Annotated in this window: 26 protein-coding genes and 2 tRNA genes; 20 read left to right on the top strand and 8 right to left on the bottom strand. The window is 59.6% G+C overall.

Features of this window, described 5'->3' with window-relative positions; translation table 11 throughout:
- The 6 genes from NFR19_RS04950 to NFR19_RS04975 all read left to right on the top strand — a co-directional run bounded on the left by NFR19_RS04950 (position 1) and on the right by NFR19_RS04975 (position 4761).
- Positions 1–831: a formate/nitrite transporter family protein gene (locus NFR19_RS04950; protein WP_251212685.1), complete on the top strand. Its 831-nt coding sequence runs from the start codon at positions 1–3 to the stop codon at positions 829–831.
- 3 nt (positions 832–834) lie between these two features.
- Positions 835–1650 carry a formate dehydrogenase accessory sulfurtransferase FdhD gene (gene fdhD / locus NFR19_RS04955; RefSeq protein ID WP_251212686.1) on the top strand — a complete coding sequence of 272 codons (816 nt, stop codon included), beginning with the start codon at positions 835–837 and terminating at the stop codon, positions 1648–1650.
- Between the two features lie 17 nt (positions 1651–1667).
- Positions 1668–2258: a carbonic anhydrase gene (locus tag NFR19_RS04960; RefSeq protein ID WP_251212687.1), complete on the top strand. Its 591-nt coding sequence runs from the start codon at positions 1668–1670 to the stop codon at positions 2256–2258.
- 83 nt (positions 2259–2341) lie between these two features.
- Positions 2342–3532, top strand: coding sequence for a chloride channel protein (locus NFR19_RS04965; RefSeq protein ID WP_251212688.1), 1191 nt, complete (start codon positions 2342–2344; stop codon positions 3530–3532).
- 75 nt (positions 3533–3607) lie between these two features.
- Entirely contained in the window at positions 3608–3907 is a 300-nt protein-coding gene (locus NFR19_RS04970) for a cation:proton antiporter domain-containing protein (protein WP_251212689.1), read from the top strand.
- On the top strand, positions 3904–4761 hold the full coding sequence (locus NFR19_RS04975) for a cation:proton antiporter (protein WP_251212690.1): 858 nt from the start codon (positions 3904–3906) through the stop codon (positions 4759–4761). Before NFR19_RS04970 ends, NFR19_RS04975 begins: the two co-directional genes overlap by 4 nt.
- Here NFR19_RS04975 and NFR19_RS04980 read toward each other — a convergent pair.
- Complete coding sequence (locus NFR19_RS04980; protein ID WP_251212691.1) at positions 4753–5157, bottom strand: HEPN domain-containing protein; 405 nt, start codon at positions 5155–5157, stop codon at positions 4753–4755. The genes NFR19_RS04975 and NFR19_RS04980 overlap by 9 nt on opposite strands.
- Complete coding sequence (locus tag NFR19_RS04985; RefSeq protein WP_251212692.1) at positions 5150–5542, bottom strand: nucleotidyltransferase domain-containing protein; 393 nt, start codon at positions 5540–5542, stop codon at positions 5150–5152. The genes NFR19_RS04980 and NFR19_RS04985 overlap by 8 nt, the downstream gene beginning before the upstream one ends.
- Positions 5543–5936: 394 nt before the next feature.
- Between NFR19_RS04985 and NFR19_RS04990 the strand changes: the two genes are divergently transcribed.
- The gene (locus NFR19_RS04990) at positions 5937–6926 is read left to right on the top strand and encodes a putative manganese transporter (protein ID WP_251212693.1); all 990 of its coding nucleotides are present in this window, start codon (positions 5937–5939) and stop codon (positions 6924–6926) included.
- 9 nt (positions 6927–6935) lie between these two features.
- On the opposite strand, the gene NFR19_RS04995 is transcribed toward NFR19_RS04990, so the two are convergent.
- Both NFR19_RS04995 and NFR19_RS05000 read right to left on the bottom strand, forming a co-directional pair.
- Positions 6936–7009, bottom strand: a tRNA-Gln gene (locus tag NFR19_RS04995).
- A gap of 16 nt (positions 7010–7025) precedes the next feature.
- Positions 7026–7101 (bottom strand) — tRNA-Lys (locus tag NFR19_RS05000).
- Positions 7102–7248: 147 nt separating this feature from the next.
- On the opposite strand from NFR19_RS05000, the gene NFR19_RS05005 reads away from it, so the two are divergent.
- The 5 genes from NFR19_RS05005 (at position 7249) to NFR19_RS05025 (ending at position 9803) form a co-directional block, all read left to right on the top strand.
- Positions 7249–7527: a NifU family protein gene (locus NFR19_RS05005; RefSeq protein ID WP_251212694.1), complete on the top strand. Its 279-nt coding sequence runs from the start codon at positions 7249–7251 to the stop codon at positions 7525–7527.
- Between the two features lie 132 nt (positions 7528–7659).
- Positions 7660–7950 (top strand): hypothetical protein, encoded by a 291-nt coding sequence (locus tag NFR19_RS05010; RefSeq protein ID WP_251212695.1) that lies wholly within the window; start codon positions 7660–7662, stop codon positions 7948–7950.
- Between the two features lie 333 nt (positions 7951–8283).
- Positions 8284–8520 (top strand): UDP-N-acetylmuramoylalanyl-D-glutamate--2,6-diaminopimelate ligase, encoded by a 237-nt coding sequence (locus NFR19_RS05015; RefSeq protein WP_251212696.1) that lies wholly within the window; start codon positions 8284–8286, stop codon positions 8518–8520.
- Positions 8521–8531: 11 nt separating this feature from the next.
- Complete coding sequence (lgt, locus tag NFR19_RS05020; RefSeq protein WP_251212697.1) at positions 8532–9383, top strand: prolipoprotein diacylglyceryl transferase; 852 nt, start codon at positions 8532–8534, stop codon at positions 9381–9383.
- A 39-nt stretch (positions 9384–9422) separates the two neighbouring features.
- A complete protein-coding gene (locus NFR19_RS05025) occupies positions 9423–9803 on the top strand; it encodes a desulfoferrodoxin family protein (protein ID WP_251212698.1) in 381 nt (126 codons plus the stop codon).
- Between the two features lie 395 nt (positions 9804–10198).
- Here NFR19_RS05025 and murJ read toward each other — a convergent pair whose 3' ends face one another.
- Complete coding sequence (gene murJ, locus NFR19_RS05030) at positions 10199–11950, bottom strand: murein biosynthesis integral membrane protein MurJ (RefSeq protein WP_251212699.1); 1752 nt, start codon at positions 11948–11950, stop codon at positions 10199–10201.
- 76 nt (positions 11951–12026) lie between these two features.
- Here murJ and NFR19_RS05035 point away from each other — a divergent pair, with 76 nt between their 5' ends.
- The gene (locus tag NFR19_RS05035; protein ID WP_251212700.1) at positions 12027–12920 is read left to right on the top strand and encodes an NAD(+)/NADH kinase; all 894 of its coding nucleotides are present in this window, start codon (positions 12027–12029) and stop codon (positions 12918–12920) included.
- Between the two features lie 136 nt (positions 12921–13056).
- Here the strand turns inward: NFR19_RS05035 and NFR19_RS05040 are convergent, their stop codons facing one another.
- Positions 13057–13350 carry a CxxCxxCC domain-containing protein gene (locus NFR19_RS05040; RefSeq protein ID WP_251212701.1) on the bottom strand — a complete coding sequence of 98 codons (294 nt, stop codon included), beginning with the start codon at positions 13348–13350 and terminating at the stop codon, positions 13057–13059.
- Between the two features lie 8 nt (positions 13351–13358).
- Positions 13359–14840 (bottom strand): DUF1846 domain-containing protein, encoded by a 1482-nt coding sequence (locus tag NFR19_RS05045; RefSeq protein ID WP_349665509.1) that lies wholly within the window; start codon positions 14838–14840, stop codon positions 13359–13361.
- A 197-nt stretch (positions 14841–15037) separates the two neighbouring features.
- Between NFR19_RS05045 and pyrG the strand changes: the two genes are divergently transcribed.
- From pyrG to NFR19_RS05060, 3 genes are all read left to right on the top strand, one after another.
- Positions 15038–16636: a CTP synthase gene (gene pyrG / locus NFR19_RS05050; protein WP_285813456.1), complete on the top strand. Its 1599-nt coding sequence runs from the start codon at positions 15038–15040 to the stop codon at positions 16634–16636.
- A gap of 194 nt (positions 16637–16830) precedes the next feature.
- Positions 16831–18075 carry a CoA transferase gene (locus NFR19_RS05055; RefSeq protein ID WP_251212703.1) on the top strand — a complete coding sequence of 415 codons (1245 nt, stop codon included), beginning with the start codon at positions 16831–16833 and terminating at the stop codon, positions 18073–18075.
- 145 nt (positions 18076–18220) lie between these two features.
- Positions 18221–19498, top strand: a complete 1278-nt coding sequence (locus NFR19_RS05060) for an MFS transporter (RefSeq protein ID WP_251212704.1) — start codon at positions 18221–18223, stop codon at positions 19496–19498.
- Positions 19499–19659: 161 nt separating this feature from the next.
- Here the strand turns inward: NFR19_RS05060 and NFR19_RS05065 are convergent, their stop codons facing one another.
- Positions 19660–20424: an Hsp70 family protein gene (locus NFR19_RS05065; RefSeq protein ID WP_251212705.1), complete on the bottom strand. Its 765-nt coding sequence runs from the start codon at positions 20422–20424 to the stop codon at positions 19660–19662.
- Positions 20425–20586: 162 nt separating this feature from the next.
- Between NFR19_RS05065 and NFR19_RS05070 the strand changes: the two genes are divergently transcribed.
- From NFR19_RS05070 to NFR19_RS05085, 4 genes are all read left to right on the top strand, one after another.
- Positions 20587–21828: a CoA transferase gene (locus NFR19_RS05070; RefSeq protein WP_251212706.1), complete on the top strand. Its 1242-nt coding sequence runs from the start codon at positions 20587–20589 to the stop codon at positions 21826–21828.
- Between the two features lie 134 nt (positions 21829–21962).
- Complete coding sequence (locus NFR19_RS05075; RefSeq protein ID WP_251212707.1) at positions 21963–23225, top strand: MFS transporter; 1263 nt, start codon at positions 21963–21965, stop codon at positions 23223–23225.
- A gap of 100 nt (positions 23226–23325) precedes the next feature.
- Positions 23326–24618 (top strand): FAD-dependent oxidoreductase, encoded by a 1293-nt coding sequence (locus NFR19_RS05080; protein ID WP_251212708.1) that lies wholly within the window; start codon positions 23326–23328, stop codon positions 24616–24618.
- Entirely contained in the window at positions 24615–24902 is a 288-nt protein-coding gene (locus NFR19_RS05085; protein WP_349665508.1) for a ferredoxin family protein, read from the top strand. The genes NFR19_RS05080 and NFR19_RS05085 overlap by 4 nt, the downstream gene beginning before the upstream one ends.
- Positions 24903–24905: the final 3 nt, after the last annotated feature.

The following is a 24905-nucleotide window of genomic DNA, read 5'->3' on the forward strand; positions in this document are numbered from 1 at the left end:
ATGTCTATTGAGAAAGAAGATCTGACAGCCATCAATCCAGTCGCTTTAGCGCCAGCGGCAACCGAGGCGAAAGCTGAGGCCGTTGGCGTAACCAAAGCTGACATGCATCCTGCCAAGTGCTTCGTGTCGGCCATGCTGGCTGGTGCATTCATCGGCTTCGGCGCCATGTACTTCTGCACCTTCTTGGGAGACACATCTATGGCATTCGGCGCACAGCGCCTCATCGGCGGCCTGTGTTTCTGCTTGGGCCTATGCTTGGTGCTGTGCTGTGGCGCAGAGTTGTTCACGGGCAATGTGCTCATGGCCTGCGCCAAGGCCTCGAGGAAGATAACCTTCGGGGGCATGTTCCGCAATTGGGTCATCGTGTGGGTTGGCAATCTGGCTGGATCGCTTGTGGCGGTATTCATCGTGTTCATGTCGAACCTTCAGGGCATGAACGGCGGAGAGGTCGGCAACGCATTCGTGTCGGTGGCGGCGGGAAAGGTAGCGCTCGCACCGCACGTCCTCTTCTTCAAAGCGATCCTCTGCAACATCCTGGTGTGCCTTGCTGTCTGGATTGGCTTTTCCGGCAAGACCATCGCCGACAAGATCTTGGGGATCCTGCTTCCCATCTCGGCATTCGTTGCATGCGGATTCGAGCACTGCGTAGCGAACATGTTCTTCCTGCCCATGGGGCTCTTCCTTAATGGCGCTGGTTTCGGCGCTGCAGATGCGGTCACGCTCGCCGGTGTGGGCTACAACTTGGCCCTCGCCACGCTCGGCAACATCGTCGGCGGCTTGCTGGTGGGCATGGCCTATTGGTTTATTTACCACAAGAAGCAGGCAAAGTAAGCCATGAGGTTGGTCGATCGGCATAAGGGGGATGAGGCCATCGAGGAGTGCTCGGGCGAGCTTCTGATGCCCGATGGGAGCCGAGAGCCGGTCAAACGTCCTGTGCTCGCAGAGCACGTCATGGAGGTTTCTGTGAACACAGTGCCGACCATGCGTATCGTTTGCACGCCCAACCACCTGGTCGACCTTGTCATCGGTCGCTTGTATACCGAGGGAATCATCGAGGGGATCGCAGAGATAGAAGAGGTCTATCTCTGCGACCAAGGGACGCGCGCGTCTGTGCTTCTGACAGTTCATGCTGCCGACTTCTCTCATCAAGGGGTGGAGGTCGTACCTTCATGTTGTACGGGAAACCGCGTCTACAACCAATACTTCGCCAACGAGAACCGACCAGATAAAGTGGTGCCCATCCCCTGGAAGCCGGAATGGATATTCGTTGTGGCGCGAATGTTTGCCGACGATACGCCGCTTCATCGAACGACGATGGGAACCCATAGCTGCTACCTCGTGCTTGCCGGAGAGGTTGTCATCTGCTGTGAAGATCTGGGGCGACACAATGCCTTTGATAAGGTCATAGGCTCTGCCCTTCGCCAAGGCATCGACTTGAGGAATGCCCTCGTGTATTCGAGCGGACGGCTTCCGGTCGACATGGTCATGAAGGCGATACGGGGTGGCATTCCCATTCTGGCCACCAAAGCGGTGCCCACCGACGAGACCATACGTCTCGCGCGTGAGTATGACCTGACGCTCGTGTGCCAAGCCCGACCTGATTCGATGACGGTGTACAACGACCCGATGCGCAAACGGGAAGGTTCGTGATTCTAAGGGGAATTACCATGGTTGTGAAGAAAGCCTATGATGCTATAACGCAACTCATGTATGGGAATGCGTCGTACTTGAGCGCGAAGGTATCCGGCAGTGATATCTCGCCTGCTTTGCGAGAGCGCTTGCGTGATGAGGGACAGAAGCCCATCGCTGTGATCTTGACCTGTTCCGATTCGCGCGTGGTGCCCGAAGATATCTTCATGTGCGGGTTGGGCGAGCTCTTCGTTGTGCGCGTGGCTGGCAATGTTGCTGATGAGGCGCAGATCGCCAGTGTCGTCTATGCAGTGGAGCACTTGGGCGTTCCGCTGGTCATGGTGCTCGGCCACACGCATTGTGGTGCAGTAACCGCCGTGATGGAGGGATACGAGGATGAAAGCCTCGCGCCGCTGACGAGCCAGATTGCGGAGGCCATAGAAGGAGAAAGCGATCTGGAGCGGGCCTGCTGTTTGAATGCCTTGGCGTCTGTCGAGCGGCTCAGGGAAGTTCCAGAGCTCATGGAGCTGGAGGACGCAGGAAAGCTGACCATGCTTGCTGCTCTATACCATATCGGCAGCGGGCGCATTGAGATGCTTGACCAGCAGCGTGGGACGACTGAGGCTTAGCCACCCACTAGCCTAAGACCGTTATGGCTCATCGGAGATTCGCGGATATGGCGCAGCGGCAGCAGTCTAGAGAGGATGCCTTCTTGGCCATCTTCCTCGCTGCGCTCGGGGTTATCATCGGGGTGCTGACCCTCGCGCTGGGCCTTGCCGTTGACGTGGCTGAGGCTTTGTTCTTGGCGCATCCACACCTTGTCTGGCTTCTGCCCGTGGCAGGGATTGCCTCGTACGGGATATATCACGTCTTGCACCTCGATTTCAGCTGGAGTACGGCACGGGTGCTCAAAGCATCGAAGAGCGATGGACGTGTGCCCTTGGCGCTGGTTCCGGCCATCATCGTGGGGACGTTCCTCACGGTGCTGTGTGGTGGATCGGTAGGGAAGGAGGCGGCGGCCATTCAGATGGGCGGTGGCCTGACTAGCTTGTTCCGTGAAAAGGTGGCGGAGCGCTACCGACGGCTGCTTGCTCCCGCCGCCACCGCAGCGGCGCTCGGAGCTATGCTGGGAGCGCCGCTGGCTGGCGTCGTCTTCTCATTCGAGGCCGTCAGGAAGCGTCCTAGCAAGTTCGTCGAGGTTGTCGCACCGCTTTTCACCTCGCTGCTTTCCTGGGGCGTCACTATGATAGTCGGGGTTCGATTCCTAGAGCTGCCCTCCGTATCCGTTCTCGAGCTGGCTGACTATCGGATCATAGGAATCGCGCTTGCTTCGGCGGTAGGCGCAGGTGCTTTGGCGGTGGTGTTCTGCAAGGCGTTTGAAGCTATGAAAGGTGGTCTTCGCCGAGTCGGATCGCCGGTGTTCGCGCTTGCGGTGGGTGGTGTGGTGACGGCGCTCGTGCTCGGATATGCCGACCCCCTGCACTACGAGCCGATTCGAGATTACTGCGGCACGGGTATGGCTCTCGTTGATGGGGCGCTTTCCGGCAATCGCCTGCCTTCGTGGGCGTTTCTGGCCAAGCTCGCTTTAACACTGCTGACCTTTGCTGGAGGGTACAAGGGCGGTGAGCTCATGCCCATACTCGCTATCGGGGCGTGTTTGGGCTCATCGATCGATTGGGCATTCGTCGTCGCAGGTGGTGGGGTGCTCTCGGGGGGAGCGCCCGTGGTGGAGATGAGCATGATGGCTTTCTTTGCTGCTTGCACCAATTGCCCCCTTACTGCCATGGTGCTCAGCTTCGAGCTCTTCGGGTCTGTGGGATTGATCGCATCTGCTCTGCCCGTGATCGTCGCGTCTCTTATCTCCTGTTCGTCGAGCATTTATCCTACGACGCTGACCGGCTAACCGATTGCTGGCAATCGATCCGAAAGCTTTGTTCCCTAACGGAAGGTACGGACTTGAGATGGAAGAGGTGATCCCATGGAGTTCACATTCGTCTCTCTGCTGGTCATAACTGCCATCGCCTTTGTGGGTCCTCTTATAGCGGCACTCTTTCCCAACAGGATCCTTCCTGAGACCGTTCTCTTCTTGGTGGGCGGCATGGTGCTCGGACCTTATGTGCTCGACGTCATCATCATCGACCACGCGATAACCCTCTTGTCCGATCTAGGATTGGGCTTTCTCTTCCTCTTAGCAGGCTATGAGCTTGATATGAAGGATCTCGTTGGCGCTGAGGGAAGGAGCGCAGTCTTGCCCATACCCGCATCGGTCGTCTCGTGAACGCTCACGGAAGCTCGGGCGAGCTTTTCCCTATAGTTGCCATCTCGCTTCTGATTTCGGCTCGGACCACCTGGGTAACTTTGGCGGTGCTGCTCGCCTTCGCGCTTCTAGCGGTAGCTGTCGCCCTCATCTCGAAGAAGGCGAAGGACAAGGATATGGCGCTCTCTCGCTTCATCATCAAGAACTCAGAGACGAATTCGCAGATGAACATCCGCGCGGTAGTGCTCCTTCTCGTGACGCTGGTCACCGTTTCGGCACTCTTCGAACTCGATATCGTGCTCGGTGCCTTCGCCTCAGGCTTCATCCTTCGGACTGTGCTTCCCCACGGAGATGCTGTTCTGGAGCAGAAGCTCAACGGAATCGGATACGGCTTCTTCGTTCCCTTGTTCTTCGTCGTCAGTGGAATGAAGATCGATCCGGCGGCAGTTGCGTCCGAGCCGGTGCTGGTGGCGGCATTCATCCTGCTGCTTGTTCTCATTCGTGCGGTGCCCATCTATGTTTCCTGGAGCATCTCCAAAGAGTCTCGCGACATGAAGCCGCGGTCCAAGGCCAGCGTGGCATCGTATTGCACCACGGCGCTTCCCCTGATCGTTGCGGTGACATCGGTTGCCACCTCAATGGGTGTGATCAGCCAAGAGATAGCGTCGATACTGATCACTGCAGGAGGCAATACGGTCTTGATCATGCCGCTTGTTGCTTCCATCGTGCTTCACTCTCTGGATGCGGATCTGGTGGAAGCAGGTGGCTGCTTCCGGGGCTGGAATGACTTCTTCAGGCGAGTTTTCGAGGCAGAATGCTCGCTTGGCGATCGCTCCTGTTCCCTGTATGGGAACAGGAGCGTGAGATCAGTTTGAATTCGACGACTCCGCGTCTGCGACTGCAGCAAGATAATCATCTATTTCCGAGAGGGCGCGCTCTAGCTTTCTCGCTTCGATGGCGTATCCCAAGATGTAGCGCGCCTTCGCTTCCCACAGCGAGAACATCTCAGCATGGTCGATGAGGTACTCGCTCAGCTGAAGATCGACCCTGCTCTCGTTTCCGATACGGATGAGCTGGTCGATGTCGTGCGTTTTCGGGTACTCTATGCCATCTTGCTCAAGAAGGTACTTCAGTGTCAGTTCCAAAGCTTGTTGAAGGTGATAGCCTGCAAGGTTGAGCTGCTCTTCGTCCCCGTTGGCATTATCGAGCAAAAGCTTTGCGCTCTTGAAGTTGGCGGCTGCCTTGCCATAGAGCGTTGTTGCGCTAGCCATATACCTTGACCCCTTTCGACATGATCTCCTTCGCTAAGCGTTCGTCTATCGTAGCGGGTGTCCATACGTCGTATTCGAAGTCATGCGTGCGATTGAGAAGATTCCCATTCACCTCAGTTTCAGCATCCACGAAGACATCAACATCGCTTCCGATATGACAGCTTTCCGTGACGCTGGACCCGAAGACCCACATTTCTTTCAAAGTTGATGACCCAGATATATCATCGATGAGCTCTCTGACCTTCCTTTGCTGGATGGGGTAGATGAGGTCACAATTCTGGAAGGGGTCATCGATGCAGACCTTCCATCTGGTCTTTTTGGGGATGTGGTGGCGCTCTGAGGTCGTGTCTGCTGCCAGATGCGCATCAACGGCAGTTTCAAGCATGCTGAGCACATACGATGGGGGAGAGCTTGCGCCCTGTTCCCATTGCTGCAAGGTACGCACGGGGATGCCAAAGGTATTTGCGAAATCCCTCTGGCTGAGACGTGTGCGTGTACGCATGTTCTTTACGGAAACCATGATGAGTCCTTACCGAACAGCACGGTGTTCATAGTCTATACGTTATTAACGTATAGACTATCTGATATGAAGGGAACATGCAACGCTATGCCGATCGTTCCAGTTGCGCTTTGGCGATTCCGCTTCCACATCGGGGAAGAGCGACGAGGACCGCGCTTGTATCCTTGGTATCTGTGCGCTGATACCAGTATTCTCCAAAGAGATAACAGTTTGCATCGTGGGCGTCCTTTGGGGCGCCCTTTTTCGCTACTATGGTCTCATGGATGAATTCCTTCACATAACGGAGCATGTGCTGGGGCATGCCATCGCCGATACGCTGTATCTGATCCCGTTCTTGTACTTGACGTACCTGTTCATGGAATGGCTCGAGCACAAGACGGGCAACAAGACGCAGGAGGCCATCAAGCATGCGGGCGCGGCGGGTCCCATCGTGGGCGCGCTGCTCGGTGCGGTGCCGCAGTGCGGTTTCTCGGCGGTGTCGGCCACCATGTACGCGGGCCGTGTCATCACGCTGGGCACGCTCTTCGCGGTGTTCTTGTCCACCTCCGATGAGATGCTGCCCATCTTCATCGCTGAACAGGTGCCGCTGCTCACCATCCTCTCCATCATCGGGGCGAAGGTGGTCATCGGCATGGTGATGGGGTTCATCGTGGATGCGGTGTTGCGTCTGGTGCGGCGCGACAGGCAAGACCTGCGCATTCACGAGCTCTGCGCGCAGGACAAGTGCGGCTGCGACGGTGACTGCCATACGTGCGAGGAACATCCGCAACTGGCCTACCAGCACGCTGACGATTGCTGCCATGGGTGCGACCACAGCCACCATGCGCACGATCATTCCCACGACGAGAGCTGGAAGGGCATCGCGCTTTCCGCCCTCAAGCACACCGTGCAGGTGATGGTGTTCATCTTCATCATCACGGTGGCGCTCGATGCGGTCATAGAAGTGGTGGGGGAGGATGCGCTGGGCGACGTCATGCAGGCGAACCCCATCTTGAGCGTGTTCACCTCGGCGCTGGTGGGCCTCATTCCGAATTGCGCGGCCAGCGTGGTCATCGCCGATCTGTACATTGAGGGCATCCTTGGCGCGGGCGCTATGCTGGCGGGCCTGCTCGTTTCGGCAGGCGTAGGGCTGCTGGTGCTCGTGCGCGCAAACCGCCCGTGGACGCAGAACCTCGTCATCATCGGGTTGCTGTATGCGATGGGTGTGTTCTGGGGCCTGATCGTGAATGCGCTTGGTGTGGTGTTCTGATGATGAAAGTGGCTGGGGTACCAGGATTCGAACCTAGATAGCTGGCACCAAAAACCAGAGTCCTGCCGTTGGACGATACCCCAGCGATACTGACGCGCGTGGTGGGCCGTGAGGGAATCGAACCCGCGACCTTGGGATTAAAAGTCCCCTGCTCTACCAACTGAGCTAACGGCCCGATGTGCGCGAACCTATCCATTTTATATGGGCGCTGGCTGCTGGTCAATCATAAAGAGGTGATGAACGGCCGATCATCTTGTGCGCACACCCTGCTCGCCCATGGTAGAATCGGCATGAAACACAACGTATTCCGATAGGAGAGACCATGCTGGATAGGGAAAGAGTTTCCGAGGTGCTGGATCAGATCCGCCCGAGCTTGCAGGCTGACGGTGGCGACGTTGAGCTGGTGGATATCACCGACGATGGGTATGTGGTGGTGCAGCTGCAGGGTGCTTGCCATGGATGCCCCATGTCGCAGATCACGCTGAGCAACGGCATCGAGCGCATTCTGCGCGACCGTATCCCTGAGGTGCAAGGTGTGCGCAGCGCCGACATGCCGGAGGATTTCGATATGCAGGCGTTCATGGGCGGCCAGCCCATGTAGGCACGCTGGAAGGGTGGCGCCCGGTACGTCCGGGCGCTTTTCTTTTTTCGGCGCAGTTGACCTGAGTGGTGCATTCGGGTGCAAGTTGGGGGTGGCTGCACGGGTAAGGTTGGAATAGCGAAGGGAACGGGCATGTCTGCATGTTGGGAGATACGCGGGTGCGATGATGAGATGCAGGGGCGTTGCCCCCATAACACGCCGGGCGAGCCGTGCCCGGCCGATTGCCATTTCGCCGCCTGCGTACGGCCGACACATGTGGTGTGCGGCGATTTCGATATGCTGCTCAATCCTGATCGCGACTACGATGCTGCCAACAAGGAGATATGCCGCTTCTGCGAGTTCTTCCTGACGAATGGGCCCGATATCGCCGATGCGCCGCCCGACCGCATTCGCAAGGGCAACCCGAACCGCTTCATCTTGTAAGGGCCTCTGCGCTGGCCGTGAGGCTTGGAAGCGCATTTGGAATCCGAACCGCTTCATCTCGCGCGGAGCATCGCGCGGGGAAACAGCGTTTTTACGGATGTGGAGGCGTGCGGTATGGCGGCGCTGCTCTGGTAGAATTGAGACGGTTGACACGATGTGCTGGCTGACACGATGCGCTGGCTGATATGGCGAACGGACTGGTGCAGTGGGTTGGCTGGCGCGATAGGTTGGCTGGTGCGTGAGGGCTAGCTGGTATCGTGAGTTGTGTGCCAACGTTTGGCGAGTGACGAGCCGGGATGTTTGATCGATGGGGAGACGAGCAAGGAGGTGCCCATGCAGCGAGAGATGTACTCATTCGTGTGCCCGAATTGCGGCTCTGCTCTTCTGAACCTTCTTGATTACGAGAGCCTCATGGTGCTGCGAGCCGATTTGGGGCTGTTCACGATGGCGTGCCCCTCGTGCGCGGCGAAGACGTCCATGCTGCGGCCCATTCCACCCCTTTTGCGCGATGATGTGGGTACGGCGGCAGCTGAGATACATGCTGGCATGGGCCGCAAGCTAGACGCGTAAGAGGTCATGCCATGCTCGATGCTCTCTATCATGCGCTCGATCCTGTTGCGCTCCAGCTTGGTCCGGTGGCCATTCGCTGGTATGGCATTGCCTATGTGCTGGGCTTCGCGCTCGCTGCCTTCATCATCTATCGCATTGCGAAACGCTGGAAGCTGGGATTTACCGCCGAAGATGTGCTGACCATCATGCTGTGCGTGATGATCGGCATCATCGTGGGGGCGCGTTTGGGGTATTGCCTGTTTTATGGGGACGGCTACTATCTGGCGCATCCGGCCAGCATCCTGGCGTTCAATGAGGGCGGTATGAGCTTCCACGGCGGTTTGGTGGGCGCGCTGCTTTCAGGCATCGTCGCGGCGCGTGTGACGCATATTCCGTATTTGACGCTGGCCGATATTGGGGCCATCGCGGCGGCGCTGGGGCTCTTTTTCGGTCGGTGCGCCAACTTCATCAACGGCGAGCTGTGGGGTGCGCCGACCGATTGGCCTATTGGGGTGGTGTTTGGCGGTGCAGCGGGTACTGTGCCGCGGCATCCCACGCAGTTGTACGAAGGCGTGTTCGAGGGGCTCGTCATCTTCTTCGTGCTGTTCGCGCTTTCACGTAAGGTGCCTCCGCGTCCGCGTGGCACCTTTCTGGGGTGGTTCTTGGTGCTCTATGGCATCTTCCGTTTCCTCATAGAGTTTGTGCGCCAGCCCGATGTGCAGCTAGGGTATCTGTGGGGAGGCTGGCTGACCATGGGGCAGCTGCTCAGCGTGCCGCTTGTGCTGGTTGGCATCGGCTTGTTGGTGTTTGCGCATACCAGAAAGCTTCCACAGCATGGTAACAGGCAGCAAGAGGCATCTTGCGATGATGCACCGTGCGATTAGAATGGATCCATCAGTAAGCACGAGCAGAAAGAGGTTGCTATGACGGTCAAGTTCTATCGGTGCGAGCATTGCGGGAATATTGCGGTGAAGGTTGTGGACAGCGGTGTGCCGCTGGTGTGCTGTGGCGAGCCGATGGTTGAGTTGGTGGCGGATACCACCGATGCAGCGCTGGAGAAGCATGTGCCTGACGTGCATATTGAGGGCAACCATGTGCATGTGAATATCGGCAGCGTCGATCATCCCATGACGCCGGAGCACTACATCCAGTTCATTTGCCTGGTGAAAGAGGCAGGATACGAGATTCATCCGCTGCAGGATGACATGCAGCCTCATACCGACTTCTACCTGGGCGAGGGCGAGAAGCCGCTTGCGGTATACGAGTTCTGCAACATTCATGGGCTGTGGGTGAAGGAGCTGTAGGTTCTTTCACGGGTCGTGCGTGAAGAACGCGCATTCTTCTGCGGGCTGCGGATGAAGAACGGTAGGCTCTTCTGTAAGTTGCAGTCTGCGGGTGGAGGAATCTTGGCCTCTGTTATGGTGCGCGCTTAGTTCGCTGCCCTTCCCGGTTGCTCCTATGCTGATGAGCAGGTAAGCCCTGCGGTGCCGCACGAAGGTGCGCGCCGTGGGGCTTTTCGTATCAGTGGCTCCCAGCATAGTGTGCAGCGTATAGAGTGCAACGATGTGCAGCTTGGTGCATGGCTACTGCATGTAGCATTACTGAGCATGTAGCATTACTGAAAATGTTTCACGTGAAACATTTTGTGTTGTTGCGTTGGCTACGCGCTGTGCGCTCCCGCTGTTTCATGTGAAACAATTCACATGCGTTTGGGATGGCGGCCGAAACCGCGGCCCACAAGGCGGCGCACTCGGTTTAAGATGCCGGTCGCGAAGGCGGCTTCGGGCCAGGCTCCCCTGATGGCGGGCGTAAAGGTAACCCCCATGGCAAGCGCGCCTGCTACCAGCAGGTACGCCAGCGTGAGCGGTACATTGCCGCTCGCATCGCACGCAAAGTTCAAGCCCCAGAAGGCCACGGCGCCTACCGCCGCCCCCGCTGCGCCAACGATGAGGGCGCGCAGGCATGTCTTCACTATCGCGCTCACCTTGAACGGGCGTCCATAGCGCTTCTTGAGGTAGGCTAGCTCCAGCACATCGCCCAGCGCATAAGCAGCGATCGTGCCCGCAGCAATGAAGTCCATGGTGGTAGAGCCTCCGGCATCATGAATGGCCACCGCGCCCACGATGATGCCCACCTGCACGAGGCTGGCTATGAGCGTGAAGATGCTGAACGCCTTCATGCGCCGGATGCTGCTGAACGCCATCTGCAAGTAGGTGTTCACGCCATAGAACGGCAGCGCCACCGCCATGACGGCCAAATAGCGCGCGATCTGGCCGATGGCGTCTTCGGTGAACGCCCCGATATGATAGAGCGACACCAACGGCTGACTGAACGCGATCAGATACAACCCAAAGGGGATCATCAGGAAAAAGATCTGCGTGGTGCCACCGATGATACCGCGCACCACTCCTTCGGTGTTGCCTTTCGCCTGCATGTCGGAGAGCTCGGTGAACAGGGCGGTGGCCACCGGAATGGCCAGGAAGCTATAAGGGAAGGTGAACCATAGCCGCGCGTATGCGATGACGCTCGGGCCGTTGTCGGCGAACGTGTACGAGGCGGCATTCGCCACGCTGACCGTGACGAAACCGATGAGGGTGACGATGAGCGCAGGCACGCCCAGGCGCACCGTTTCGCGCAGGCCGGGATCGTGGAAGTTGATGCGGGGCGTCAGCAGGATGCCGTTGCGGCGCAAACCCGGCAGCTGAATGAGCAGCTGAATGGCCACACCGGCCGGGTTGCCAATGGCGATCACCAGAAGGGCCAGCTGCGGGTCGTTCGGCGCAAGATAGGCATACGCGATGAACGTGGCTATGACCGCCAGATTGTTGAACACCGGCGCGATGGCACCCCAGATGTAGTCGCGGTTCGCGTTCAACAGGCCGCTGATGATGGACGAGGCGCCATAGAACACCAGCTGAATAGCGAAGAAACGGAACAGTAGCACTGCGGTGCCCATTTCCTCTTGGTTGCTAAAGAACGTCTGGGTATAGATGACCTGAGCGGGGAAGAGGATGCAGATCAGGCTGAGCGCGCCCAAGCCGAGCACCACGAGGGTGAGCAGATTGGAGGCATAGCGGCGGCTTGCCTGACGCCCGGCATTGCGCTTGAGCGAGAGGTATACGGGCAAGAACGCGGTGGAGAGCATGCCGCCCATGACCAGCTCGTAGAGCATGTTGGGCAGATTGTTAGCAACCTGATAGCTGGAACTGAGGAAGGTGGCGCCCAACGCGAAAGCCATGGCCCACGTGCGTGCGAAACCGGTGATGCGGCTGATGATGGTGCAGATGCTGATGAGCGCGGCTGATGCGCCGATGTTGGTCGCGTCGGCGGGCGCCGTGTTGCGCGACGGTGGGGGCGCGCTGCTCTGATCGGCCGAAGCCGTGATGTCTGCGGACTCCAGCGCCTCAGCGCGAGAGTCAGGCCGTATCGCGTGTTTCGGTCCAGATCCCATGGTGTATATGATACCCGAGCGGCAGCAAAGCGCATGGGGAGCCGTATAATGGGCGCAAACCGATCGAAGGAGGATCATGCGCGCACTGATCGTTCAGAACAGCAACAGCCGCGATGCGACCGATGCTGCCTTGCTGCTCACTGCGTATTTCATGTCGCAAGGGGTTGCGTGCGAGCGCGTGTCATCCGATGAGCTGTATTGCCCTGAGTTCGCCCAAAGCGGGCATCTACCGGCGCGCCAGCGCGCCTGCGATGCGCAGCTTGCCGTGGTGCTGGGGGGAGATGGCACCATCTTGCGCACTGCACGGCTGCTGGCGGATACGGAAACGCCTATCTTGGGGATCAATTTCGGCCACTTGGGCTTTTTGGCTAACGATGCAGCGGCCGGGGTCGTGGAGCTGACCGCGCGCGCTTTGGCCGGAGAGCTGCTGGTGCAGCACCGTACGAACCTACAAGCGTGCATCGTGTGCGAAGGGCAGCGGGACCCCTATGCAGACGAAGAGGCATCCGGCTCAGAACCCGGGCGCTTCTTCGCGCTGAACGAGTTCGCCGTCACGCGAGGGGCCATGGGGCGCACCTTGCAGTTCGGGTTAGATGTGGGCGAGAGCCATATTGGCGATTTCGCGGGGGACGGTATCGTGGTTGCCAGCGCCACGGGCTCAACGGCCTATGCGCTCGCGGCGGGCGGCCCGTTGGTGGCGCCGAGCTTCAGCGGGCTCATCGTGCAGCCCATCGCTCCGCATACCTTGAGCGCGCGCGGGGTGCTCACCGATCCCAACGACATCGTGTGCGTGCAGATGACGCGTTCGGCTGATGCGGAAGCGGCCATGGTGTTCGCTGACGGCGATCTGTTGACGCTTTCCGGCCCGATCAAGCGCATCTACGTGAGCCGGGGCGCGCATCCTACCACCTTGCTCTATGCCGAGGCGGACCATTTCTACGAGTACGCTGCGCGAACGTTCTTCGCATAGGTAGCAGATTTGCGGTACGTCGCATGTCTGTGCGTGCGCGTGTGCTGGTTCGGTAAAAGATCGCCTCACCGCCAAGAGAGCCTGCGCGCGGTTTGACGCTCGCTCATCTCGAAGCTGCGCCCGCAGCCGTTATGACTTATGACTCGTCTGGCGCATCATCGAGCGGCTGTTCGCGATGCCAGGGGCGCAACCGCCGCGCATACGCGCATCCCTCGGGCAAACGCGGGTCAACCAGGGCCGTCCAGAGCGTGACGCGCCCGCAGCGCTCGCATGCATCGAACCGATGGTCGTACACAGTGCACAGGCGCGTTTCGACATCTAAGAACTCGCAGGGCGCTGCATAATCGATGATGACGTCGCCATCATCGTCCACATCGCGCTCGAAGCAGCACCGCCCGCATCGGTCGCAGATATCGTCCCACCAACCCACGCGCCGCCTTACTTATGGTAATAGCGGTGCTGCTCGTATTTCGGCTCGCAGCATACGTTGATGCCCAGCGTGCGATAGAGCTTCTGGTCGGTGAGGCTGACGATGACGCTGAAAAACGCATCGCAGCCGCGTAGGTCGTCCAGATGTTCGATCAGCCGCTCGGCCAGAGGCTCGGTAACGCTTGAAATGGACAGCGCGATGAGCGTCTCATCGGAATGCAGGCGCGGGTTGCGGCTATGAAGGTGATCGGTCTTCAAATGACAGATGGGCTCGATGGCCTCGTCGGTGATCACGTCGATATCATCATGGATATCGGCCATGGCCTTCAATGCGTTCATGAGCAGGCTTGATGCGGCCCCCAACAGGTTCGAGGTCTTGCCGGTGACGACCGTGCCGTCGGGTAGCACCATGGCGCCTGCAGGACCGCCGGTCATCTCTTCTTTGAGCAGGGCTGCGCTGCGGGCGGGGAAATCGGTCGTGCTGATGCCGGACTGGTTCATCAGCACCTCGAGCTTCTTGAGCGCCTCTTCGCCCGCGCCGGTCTCCTTCACCTCAACGGCTTGTTTGAAGTAGCGCCGCATGATCTCCAGATTGGCCGCCTCGCGCACCGCATCGTCGTCGACGATGGCATAGCCTGCCATGTTGACGCCCATGTCGGTGGGGCTTTGGTAGGGGCTTGTGCCCATGATGCGCTCCATCATGGTCTTGAGCACGGGGAATATCTCGATGTCACGGTTGTAATTCACCGTGGTGTCACCGTAGGCTTCCAGATGGAACGGATCGATGGCGTTGTAGTCGTCCAGATCGACCGTTGCCGCCTCGTAGGCGATGTTGACCGGATGCTGCAACGGCAGATTCCAGATGGGAAACGTTTCGTATTTCGCGTATCCTGCGCGCACGCCGCGTTGGTGCTCATGGTAGATCTGGCTGAGGCAGGTAGCCATCTTGCCCGAACCTGGCCCCGGCGCGGTGACCACGACGAGCGGGCGCTTGGTTTCCACGTAATCGTTCTTGCCGAAGCCCTCTTCGCTGGCAATGTGGTCGATGTCGAACGGATAGCCAGCAATGGGGTAGTGCAGGGCGCTTTTGATGCCCATGGCATCGAGCCGATGACGGAAGGCGTCCACTGAGGGTTGATTGGCGTAATGGGTGATGACCACCGTGCTCACCAGAAAGCCCATGTCGCGCAGCACATCCATCAAGCGCAGCACGTCCTCATCGTAGGTGATGCCAAGGTCTCCGCGCTTCTTGCTCTTCTCAATGTGGTTGGCGTTTACCGTGATGAGTATTTCCACATCGTCGGCCATGCTTTGGAGCATGCGAATCTTACTGTCGGGCTCAAAGCCGGGCAGCACGCGGCTGGCGTGCAGATCATCGAAGATCTTGCCGCCGAACTCCAGGTAGAGCTTGCCGCCGAACTGCCCGATGCGCTCGCGGATGCGCTCGGCCTGCATTTGGATATAGGTGGCGTTATCGAATCCTTCGCGCATGGCGTCTCCCGTGATCGGATGCGCGGCCGTGTGGCCACTCACGATGGTCTCTCAATGCTGGATCAGAAACGGCGCTGCGGCATTCGATGAGTGTTTCGCCGACCTCTTAACATCCATGCAACAAACTGATGAGAGTATAGCGCAGAGCGCGCGAACGGGCAGTGCTGGATGCGCGGCGTGAAGAGAGGGTGGGTGACATGGCGAAGCACATCTTCGTAACGGGTGGGGTGGTGTCCTCGCTCGGCAAGGGCATCACGGCGGCAAGTCTGGGGCATTTGCTGAAGGCGCGCGGATATAACGTGACCATGCAGAAGATGGATCCGTATCTCAACGTGGACCCCGGCACCATGAGCCCCTTCCAGCACGGCGAGGTGTTTGTGACCGAAGATGGGCACGAGGGCGATCTTGACCTGGGGCACTACGAGCGCTTCATCGATGAGAACCTCACGCGAGAGAGCAATTTCACGCAAGGCAGCATCTATCAAACGCTGATCAGCCGCGAGCGGCGGGGCGATTTCCTCGGTGGCACGGTGCAGGTCATTCCGCATGTGACCGAAGCGATCAAGGAGCGGCTGCGGCGCGCGGTCGAGCAGTCGGGCGCCGATATTGTCATCACCGAGATCGGCGGCACCATCGGCGATATCGAGGGATTACCCTTCATCGAGGCAGCCCGCCAGTTCAAGATGGAAAAGGCGCCCGGTGAGGTGCTGTTCGTGCACGTGACGCTCGTGCCCTACATCGCTGCGGCTCACGAGGTGAAGACGAAGCCCACGCAGCACAGCGTGAAGGAGCTGCGCCAGATCGGAGTGCAGCCCGATTTCATCGTGTGTCGCTCCGATCATGAGATCAGCGACGAGGTGCGCGCGAAGATCGCGCTGTTCTGCGATGTGGGCGTTGAAGAGGTGCTGGCATGCGTTGATGCGCCGAGCATCTATGAGGTACCCCTGGAGCTGTATGAGCAGGGTTTCGATGCCATGGTGCTCAATCGTATGGGCCTCTCGCCGCACCGCGCCGATCTGAGCGATCTGCGCGGGTACCTGGACGCGGCGGCGCACTGTGAGGGCGCGGTGGATATTGCGGTGGTGGGCAAGTACGTCAGCTTGCCGGATGCGTACCTGAGCGTGGTGGAGGCGCTCGGACATGCGGGCGTGGCCTGCGGTGTGCAGGTGAACGTGCATCTCATCGACGGCGAAGAGCTTACCGACGAGAACGCGGCTGAGGTGCTCGGTGGCATGGACGGGGTGTTGGTGCCGGGCGGTTTCGGCCACCGCGCGTTCGAGGGCAAGATCTCCGCTGCGCGCTATGCTCGCACAGCGGCAGTGCCGTATCTGGGGATATGCTTGGGGCTGCAAGCGGCTGTTTGCGCGTTCGCGCGCGATGCGTGCGGTCTTGCGGGCGCCACCTCGGCCGAGTTCGCCGAGGATGCGTGCACGAACCAGGAGGCGGCGGATGTGCCGTATGTGGTCGATCTGATGCCTGAGCAGGAAGATGTGGAAGAGAAGGGCGGCACCATGCGCCTGGGTGCGTACCCGTGTAAGGTGGTGGCGAACACGAAGGCGGCGGCAGCGTATGGGGAAGCCCTCGTCTACGAGCGTCATCGCCATCGCTTCGAGGTGAACAACGCCTACCGCGATGCGCTGACGGAGGCCGGACTTGTCATCAGTGGCCTTTCTCCCGACGAGCGCTTGGTGGAGATGGTAGAGTTGCCCGATCACCCGTGGTTCGTGGCCAGCCAGGGACACCCCGAGTTCAAGAGCCGCCCGCATCGGCCTCATCCTCTGTTTCCGATTTCATAGCAGCAGCCGCCGCACGCGCCTGATCTGCGCTTTTCAAGCTGGCCTTGAAGGTCGCCTCATAACCCCCGAGATTTCTGCTTCTGAGAGCCAACTCTTGGCACGGGAATTGCTTAAAGAACCTCCGGAAACCCTGCTGCACGAGCAGGGGGCGAAGGGACCCGCAGGTGCGGGCCGTCAGATACGGAGGAATGCCTATGAAATCATCGGAGCGTCCCAAGTTCGGTAACTTGCAAAACCTCAAGGTGCTGAACGCAGGCGCCGTCATAGCGGCGCCCTTCGTCTGCGAGCTGTTCGCTGAGCAGGGCGCGGACGTGATCGAGTTGGAGAGCACGATTGCTCCTGACATGTATCGCATGTACGGCGATGCGTGGTCGGTCGATCGCCGCAACCAGCGCATGATGACACTGAACATTCCTTCACCGGAGGGCAAGGAGATCCTGCTCAACATGGTGAAGTGGGCTGATGTGCTCGTGGAGTCCTCCAAGGGTGGCACGTGGGCCAAGTGGGGTCTTACCGACGAGGTGCTCTGGGAGGCGAACCCGGCGCTCGTGATCCTGCATATCTCCGGTTTCGGCAACTATGGCGATCCGGATTATGTGCGCAAGGCGTCCTTCGACCCCATCGGGCAAGCATTCGGCGGCTACTCGAACCTCAATGGTGCTCCGGGCTCAGCGCCTAGCGTCACCAAGCCTTTCACGGGCGACTTCATGACGGCGCTCATGGGCGCGTGGGCTACTCTGGCAGCCGTCATCCGCGCTCGTGAGACCGGCGAGGGCGAATCCATCGACTGTTGCCAGTTCGAGGCGCTCGTGCGTCTGCAGGGGGCAACCCTCTCTGACGGTATCAACCACGGCATTCAGCCTGCGCGCATCGGCAATGAGGACCTGGTGGGCGCATGTGCCGGTTCGCAGAAGTGCAAGGATGGCTACGTGCAGGTGTCGGTGGGTGGCGCTGGTCCTGTGCGCAAGCTGGTGGAGTTCTTCGGCTTCGCTGAGGATCCCGACTTCCAGCCACTGGGCAGCTATGCCTCTATCTCGCGTGCGCCTGGCTGCAAGAGCATCGATGAGCCCATGCCACCGCGCGCTGCCAAGTTCCGCGCTGCGCTGGACAAGTGGTGCGAAGAGCACACGGTGGAAGAGGTTAACAAGACCTTCTCTGAGATGGGCGTGCCGGTCAGCCCGCATATGACCTACGCCATGATGCTGGAGGATCCGCACTACAAGGCGCGCGAGGTGTTCATTGACGTGTATGACGAGATCACCGAAAAGGAAGTGAAGCAGGTCAATATGATCCCGCGCTTCAAGAAGCATCCCGGCCAGGTGGTGCGCGGTGGCGCGAAGTACGACGCCGATACCGCAGACATCATGGAGGAATTCGGCTACACCCCTGAACAGGTGGCGGAGTTCTACGAGAAGGGTGTTCTGAAGAAGGGCGAGTAAGCCTTTTTGGAAGCATCGCGCAGCGCTCCGAAGACGGGGATGCTCGCACGGAGGCTGCGCGAAATACATAGGTTTGGGGCTCCTGGTTGGCACGCGTTTTGCTTGATGGTCGGCGAGGAGTTCCAAGCCCAACGAAGGAGGAAATATGGGAACTGAACAAATGAAGGGCAGCAATTACGCCTGGGCTATCGCTATTGCCTGCGTTGCGTTCTATGCTGTCCCGTTGGCGTGCGTGGGCAACCAAGCCGGTCTGTTCGCCACGCCGGTCATGGACCAGTTCGGTTGGTCTCGTACCGACGCGACGCTGTACATGTCCATCCAGCCTTGGGTCGCAGCTATCTGCACGCCCATCGCTGGCAAATTGATCTCGCAGTACAACCCGCGCTGGATCATGACGGGTGCTGCGGCGCTGTTCGGCATCGCATCTCTTGCCTGCGCTTGGTTCACCGAGCCGTGGCAGTGGAACGTCTATGGTGTGTGCTATGGCATCTCTGCGGCATTCTGGATGTACATCGCCGTGCCCACGTTCATCAACCGCTGGTTCGCTAAGAGCAACGGGACCGTTATTGGCGTCATCGGCATGACCGCCTCTATCTTGGGTGCCATCATGAGCCCGGTGGTGCAAAGCTGGATTACCGCTTATGGCTGGGAAACCGCTCGTATCATCAACAGCTCCATTGCTCTTATCGTGGGTGTTGTGTTCACCGCTGCTCTGCTGCGCGAGTCTCCCGAGAAGATGGGCGTGCTGCCTTGGGGCTATGGCGCTGCGCAGAAGGACCGCGCTGAGTCTGAGGTCGCTCAGGTGACCGAGGTCAAGGAGACCGCTGGTATCACCCGTGCACAGGCCATGAAGAGCCCGGCTCTGTGGCTGCTGGTCATCATGGCTGGTCTGTTCGTGGTCGCTGCTGGCATGATGCAGCAGTTCTCTTCGTACGCTTCCACCGGTCCGCTGGGCGCTGCGGTTGGCGCGCTGGGCGTTACCGTTTGCATGGTCGGCCAGGTCGTCGGCAAGTTCGCTCTTGGCTGGCTGTGCGACCATACGGGTGCGAAGGTGTCCGGCGTGGTTGCTTCCATTCTGGGTGCTGCCGGTATCGCTATCGTGCTGTTCAGTGTTGACAACGCCATGATGTTCTATGTGGGCGTATTCCTGTTCGGCGGCGGCTTCGCGGCTCTGAACATCGTTCCCCCGATGACCTGCCAGCAGGCCTTCGGTGACAAGGACTATGCGAACATCTTCTCGATCGTCGCAACCGGTCTGAACATCTTCTCGGGCTTCTCTGCTCTGATCTATGCTCAGATCTACGACATCACGGGTTCGTTCGCGGGCTGCTTCTGGCTGATCATCGCCTTCTACGTGATCACGGCCATCTGCTCGATCGTCATCATCCCCATGGGCCGTCGCCTCTGGGCTAAGAAGAACTAAGCCGCAAGGCGATATATCCCTGGGCTTGGGATCGAATGGGAAGGCCGCCCTCGGGCGGCCTTCTTTTTGTGTCGGGTCGTGCTGCGGGATACGGCGCAGGGAGCATGTACGAGAGCGAGGTCTGCGCTTGAGATGTGCGGGCGAGCGGAGATGCCGCCTTCTTACCGTTCGTACCAGCCCTTTACCTGCTTGTAGAGCGGCAGGATGATCTGACGCTGCTCTTTGAACGCGGCTTCGGCTTCCATGAGCTCTTCGATCTTCTCGGGCGTCAATTCGGTGAGCTTGACGTGCAAAGCCGTGTTGAGCCGCTTCTTCGCATCCTTATAGGCTCGCTTCGCCGTAAATCCCATCTTGCGTTTCGCGAAAGCGTACCGGTCGTCGGTAACGCCGATGAGCGCGAGATCCTCCAGCATGCGATCGATGAGCTCGCGCATGCCCGCGTCCTCGTCAGCATGCTCTTTAGACTCGGCCTGAAGACGCTCGATCTCGGCAGCGCTCACGTGCGTGGTCGCTTGATGCACGATGATGTCGGCGTTCTTGTGATCGAGATTGTCGGCGCCGATGACGATCTCTCCGTCGGCGCTGATGCTGAACTTCAAGTCGATGCGAGGCACGCCACCGCTGCTCCATTTGATGTTGCGCACGCGGATGCGGCAGAGGTCCAGGTTGTCGCGCACGAGCGGACGATCGCCAAGCACGATATGGAACTCTGCGGCCATCTGAAACGAGCCGGACGTGGAGAAGAGGTGCTTGGTGGTATGCGGCAGCTTGATGTTGGGCCGCACCACCTCGGACACGTATTCACCGGGCAACTCAACCCCGAGCCCTAACGGCATGATGGCCTTGCTGATATCGAGCTGGATGCGCGCGTGGTCGCCTTCGACCTTGTGCAGCGCGTCGTAGATGTCCTTGGCTTTCTGTGCCATGAGGGCTCCTTCTCCGGGGTCCGATATGCCGTTTGAACCGCAATAAATGTGCCATCTTGGCACGTGTTTTGCATCTTCGCCGGAAGAGCGCAGACCGCTTCCATCATGCGCGGACGCTTCGCATGAGCGGTGCTGCAGAGATGACCAGGTAAGGAGAAGCCTATGAGAACCGAGGAATGTCCGCAATTCGGCCCGCTGCAGGGAGTGCGCGTGGTCAATTTGACCATGGCGATCGCTGGCCCGTTCGCATGCGGCCTGCTGGCCGATATGGGCGCTGATGTGATCGGCATCGAAAGCCCGCTGGGTCGCGACACCTCCCGTCCCACCAATGAGGCCTTGCAGGGTTGGGGCACTCAGATGGAGCGCCGCAACACCCGGTCTTTGTGCATGAACGTGAAAGAGGGAGAAGGGCGCACGTGGTTCTTCGAGCTGCTGAAGGATGCCGACATCTTGATGGATGGCTTCCGCGGCGGCCAGATGGCCAAATGGGGCATGCCCGATGAGGTGCTATGGGAGATCAACCCCAAGCTCACCATCGTGCATATCTCGGGCTTCGGCCAAACGGGCGACCCTGACTACGTAGGACGCGCGTCCTTCGATGGCATCGGGCAGGCCTTCGGTTGCTTCATGGAGATGAACGGCTTCCCGGACCGTCTGCCGGTGCTCGCCTTCCCGCAGGTGTCCGACTATTACGCAGGCTTCATGGCTGACCTGGGCGCGCTCGCTGGCTACATCAACGCTCAAAAGACCGGCAAGGGCGAGAGCGTGGACGTGGCGCAATACGAGTCGATGCTGCGCTGCGAGGGCTTCTATGCGGTGAACTACCTGAACACCGGTGCGCTGCCGGTGCGCGAGGGGTCGCATTCCACTTCGTCGGCGGGCTATGGCACCTATATTTGCAAGGATGGCGTGCCGATCTACGTGCTCATCTTGGGCCCCGGCGTGGTGAAGAAGGCCATTCCTGCATTTGGGCTGGAATATGGCAGCGACCTGTTCCCAGTGGGCACGCCAGTGGTGGCGTTCGGCTCGGAGGCGGGCGATGTGCTCGAGGCGGCCATGGAGAAGTTCTTCAGCGAGCATGACGCTGCAGAGGCCGAGCGCATCATGCTGGATGCAGGTGTGCCGTGCAGTCGCATCTACAACTTCGCCATTGCCGAGAAGGACCCGCACTACATCGCGCGCGAGAGCTTCACGGAATGGAAGAACTCCTACAACGACGAGAGCATCCGCGGCGTGAACATCGTGCCGAAGTTGAAGAATAATCCGGGCCAGATCTGGCGCGGCATGCCGCTGGTCGGTGCCGATAACGAGGATATTCTGGCTGAGCTGGGTGCCACGCCTGAGCAGATCGCTGCGCTCTACGACGAGAAGCTCTTGAAGAAGGAAGAGACCCCCTTCGGCTGAGCGATCGAGCATACCCTCTCCTGGGCGGACGGAGCTTTCGAGCTTCGTCCGTTTTTTTGTCCCATGCGTTGGCACGGTATTTGCTTACTCCTGATAGCAAGAAGTTCTCGAGCATTTGAGGATGGAGGGGCTGCATGCAAGCTATTCAGAAGAAGAGCACCATCTGGGCTTGGCTCGTCGTTTTGGGATGCATCGGGTTTTACTCCATCCCGACGGGCATCATCGGCAACACGTCAGGTATTTTCGTGGCTCCGGTGATGGACGAGTTTGGCTGGTCGCAAACTGATACCACGATGTATCGCACCATTCAGCCGCTGGTGGCTGCGGTGGTGGCGCCCTTCGCAGGGCGTATGATGCAGAAGGGCAACCCCCGCTGGATACTCGCGGTCGTCTCGGCAGCGTTCGGCATCGCTTCGCTTCTGAGCGCGTATGCCACTGAGCTGTGGCAGTGGAATCTCTACGGGGTGGTGTTCGGCATCACCTCCGGGTTTTTCATGTACCTCGCGGCGCCCGTGCTCATCAACGCATGGTTCGAGAAGAATGCGGGCATCGCCATCTCCATCACCGCTGCGGTGCTGTCACTGCTCGCGGCCATTGGAAGCCCGGTCGGCCAGGCGCTCATCAGCGAATACGGGTGGCAGACCGCTCGCGCGATCCTGTCCGTTGTTTCCACGGTCCTATCCCTCGTGCTCACCATCGCGTTCGTGCGCAAATCGCCTGCGGTCATGGGCCTGGTGCCGGTGGGTAGCTGGCATAAGGACCATGAGAGCGCCGTGGAGAAGGAAGAGGATTACACCTTCGAACACGGTGCCACGGTGACCCAGGCCATCAAGTCGCCCGGCCTGTATCTATTGATACTGGTTGCGGGCATCTTCGTGATGTGCGCGGCGTTCTTCCAGCAAATACCAGCGTTCTGCTCGCATGGCGAGTTGGGACCTGAGGTGGGAGCTATGGCGGTGTCCATCATCATGGTGGGCGGCATCGTGTTCAAGTTGGTGCTCGGTGCGCTCAACGATCGCATCGGGGTGCGCTGGACGGGCATCATCGCCGCTGCCAGCGGAGCAATAGGCATCACGCTCGCCTTCGTGTCAGGCTCGAATGTGGGCGTGTTCTACGCGGGCATGATCATCTTCGGCGGTGGCTATGCGGGCCTGACGGTCATAGCGCCGGTGCTGGCGCGCGAGGCGTTCGGGTCGCTCAATTATTCCCAGATCTATTCCTGGGTCTCCACGGGCATCTTCATCTTCACCGCTATCTCGTTCGTGGTCTACGGCATGATCTACGACACCACCGGGTCGTTCGACCTGTGCTTCATGATCGTCATCGTCATGTACGTGGCAGCTGTGGTCTTGGTTCCGCTGACCATCAAGCTGTCGCACCGTGCGTGGAAAGAATAAGGGTTTCAGCCATCTGCGTTGCTGGGCGTGCGCCCGGCACGCGCGATGGGGCGCGGTGGGGACACCGCGACGCAAGCAATAAGGAGAGGGAGGTCCAAGCGTGGACGAAGAGATCTTCGACGCAGTGATCGTCGGCGGGGGACTGGCCGGATGCACGGCGGCCTATGTGCTGGCGAAGGCCGGATGCGAGGTGGTCGTGGTTGAGCGCGGCTCCTACAGCGGCTCGAAGAACATGACAGGGGGCCGTCTGTATGGCCATAGCCTCGAGAAGGTGATCCCGGGGTTTGCTGAAACGGCGCCGGTGGAGCGCGTCATCACGAAGGAACGTCTGTCGTTTCTGACGGAGGATGCTGGTACCACCGTGGATTACACGACCCCGGCGTTGGCTGATCCCGCATGCGCTTCGTATGCGGTGCTGCGCGCGCCGTTCGATCAGTGGCTGGCCGAGCAGGCCGAAGAGCAGGGAGCTATGTTCATCAACGAGATACGCGTCGATGACCTGATCGTGGAGGACGGCAAGGTGCGGGGCGTGCGCGCAGGTGATGATGACCTGTACGCGCGTGTGACCATTCTGGCTGATGGCGCGGTGTCGCTGCTTGGTCAGAAGCTGGGCATGGTGCCGCCGCTCGATCCTCATAAGTATGCGGTGTCAGCCAAAGAGGTCATCCAGCTGGACGAAAAGACCGTTTCCGACCGCTTCGGCGTGAAGGCGGGCGAGGGCTGTGCGTGGTTGTTCGTAGGCGATCCCACCAACGGTCATATCGGCGGCGGCTTCCTCTACACCAATAAGGATTCCGTATCGCTGGGCGTGGTAACCACCATCGCCGACATCGACTACAACGACACCTCGGTGCCCGACATGCTGAAACGGCTGGAGCACCATCCGGTGGTGGCGCCGCTCATCGAAGGGGGCGATATCCGCGAGTACACGGGCCGTATGGTCATCGAGGGTGGCATTGCGGGCGTGCCCGAGCTGGTGCGCGATGGCGTGCTCATCACCGGTGATGCCGGTGCGCTGGGGCTGAACACCGGGTATTGCGTGCGCGGCATGGACTTCGCCATCGAATCGGGCCGCTTGGCTGCCGAGACGGTGATGGCTGCCAAGGAGAAGGACGACTACAGCGCTGCGAGCCTGGCGACCTATACCGCCAAGCTCGACGACAGCTTCATCATGAAGGATCTCAAGCATTACGCGAAGTTCCCCACTTTCATGGAGGAAACGCGGCGCATGTTCACCGATTATGGCCCCATGCTCAACGAGATCATGAGCGGCATGTTCACGGTGGATGGCAGCGCGCCGGTGCCGCTCAAGAAGAAGGCGATGGGCTCCGTCAAGAAAGTTGGCCTCATGAACATTGCCAAGGATGCACGAAAGGGGTTGAAGGCGCTGTGAGAGAGGATATGACCGTCGAAGAGAAGCTTGCTGTGGACAAGTTCCACGTTGATGAGGAATTCGCGCACATCGAGGTTGACAAGGATGGAGACGCGAAGGTGATCGACCGCCTGGTGAAGCTGTGCCCTGCGGGCCTCTACGTGAGAGACGAGAACGGCGAGCTGACGTTCGACTATGCTGGGTGCTTGGAGTGCGGCACGTGCTTGGTGGCAGGCAAGGGCACGGTCGTGAAGTCGTGGAATTATCCGCGTGGAGGCATGGGAGTCGAGTTCCGGCTTGGCTGAGGT

The sequence above is a fragment of the Adlercreutzia murintestinalis genome (assembly GCF_943192905.1).
Classification (GTDB): domain Bacteria; phylum Actinomycetota; class Coriobacteriia; order Coriobacteriales; family Eggerthellaceae; genus Adlercreutzia_A; species Adlercreutzia_A murintestinalis.

Bases quoted from the DNA above. Each gene is read 5' to 3' on its own strand.
- NFR19_RS04950 (WP_251212685.1), top strand. From the start codon at position 1: ATGTCTATTGAGAAAGAAGATCTGACAGCCATCAATCCAGTCGCTTTA.
- fdhD (WP_251212686.1), top strand. From the start codon at position 835: ATGAGGTTGGTCGATCGGCATAAGGGGGATGAGGCCATCGAGGAGTGC.
- NFR19_RS04960 (WP_251212687.1), top strand. From the start codon at position 1,668: ATGGTTGTGAAGAAAGCCTATGATGCTATAACGCAACTCATGTATGGG.
- NFR19_RS04970 (WP_251212689.1), top strand. From the start codon at position 3,608: ATGGAGTTCACATTCGTCTCTCTGCTGGTCATAACTGCCATCGCCTTT.
- NFR19_RS04980 (WP_251212691.1), bottom strand. From the start codon at position 5,157: ATGGCTAGCGCAACAACGCTCTATGGCAAGGCAGCCGCCAACTTCAAG.
- NFR19_RS04985 (WP_251212692.1), bottom strand. From the start codon at position 5,542: ATGCTTGAAACTGCCGTTGATGCGCATCTGGCAGCAGACACGACCTCA.
- NFR19_RS04990 (WP_251212693.1), top strand. From the start codon at position 5,937: ATGGATGAATTCCTTCACATAACGGAGCATGTGCTGGGGCATGCCATC.
- NFR19_RS05005 (WP_251212694.1), top strand. From the start codon at position 7,249: ATGCTGGATAGGGAAAGAGTTTCCGAGGTGCTGGATCAGATCCGCCCG.
- NFR19_RS05010 (WP_251212695.1), top strand. From the start codon at position 7,660: ATGTCTGCATGTTGGGAGATACGCGGGTGCGATGATGAGATGCAGGGG.
- NFR19_RS05015 (WP_251212696.1), top strand. From the start codon at position 8,284: ATGCAGCGAGAGATGTACTCATTCGTGTGCCCGAATTGCGGCTCTGCT.
- lgt (WP_251212697.1), top strand. From the start codon at position 8,532: ATGCTCGATGCTCTCTATCATGCGCTCGATCCTGTTGCGCTCCAGCTT.
- NFR19_RS05025 (WP_251212698.1), top strand. From the start codon at position 9,423: ATGACGGTCAAGTTCTATCGGTGCGAGCATTGCGGGAATATTGCGGTG.
- murJ (WP_251212699.1), bottom strand. From the start codon at position 11,950: ATGGGATCTGGACCGAAACACGCGATACGGCCTGACTCTCGCGCTGAG.
- NFR19_RS05035 (WP_251212700.1), top strand. From the start codon at position 12,027: ATGCGCGCACTGATCGTTCAGAACAGCAACAGCCGCGATGCGACCGAT.
- NFR19_RS05045 (WP_349665509.1), bottom strand. From the start codon at position 14,840: ATGCGCGAAGGATTCGATAACGCCACCTATATCCAAATGCAGGCCGAG.
- pyrG (WP_285813456.1), top strand. From the start codon at position 15,038: ATGGCGAAGCACATCTTCGTAACGGGTGGGGTGGTGTCCTCGCTCGGC.
- NFR19_RS05055 (WP_251212703.1), top strand. From the start codon at position 16,831: ATGAAATCATCGGAGCGTCCCAAGTTCGGTAACTTGCAAAACCTCAAG.
- NFR19_RS05060 (WP_251212704.1), top strand. From the start codon at position 18,221: ATGGGAACTGAACAAATGAAGGGCAGCAATTACGCCTGGGCTATCGCT.
- NFR19_RS05065 (WP_251212705.1), bottom strand. From the start codon at position 20,424: ATGGCACAGAAAGCCAAGGACATCTACGACGCGCTGCACAAGGTCGAA.
- NFR19_RS05070 (WP_251212706.1), top strand. From the start codon at position 20,587: ATGAGAACCGAGGAATGTCCGCAATTCGGCCCGCTGCAGGGAGTGCGC.
- NFR19_RS05075 (WP_251212707.1), top strand. From the start codon at position 21,963: ATGCAAGCTATTCAGAAGAAGAGCACCATCTGGGCTTGGCTCGTCGTT.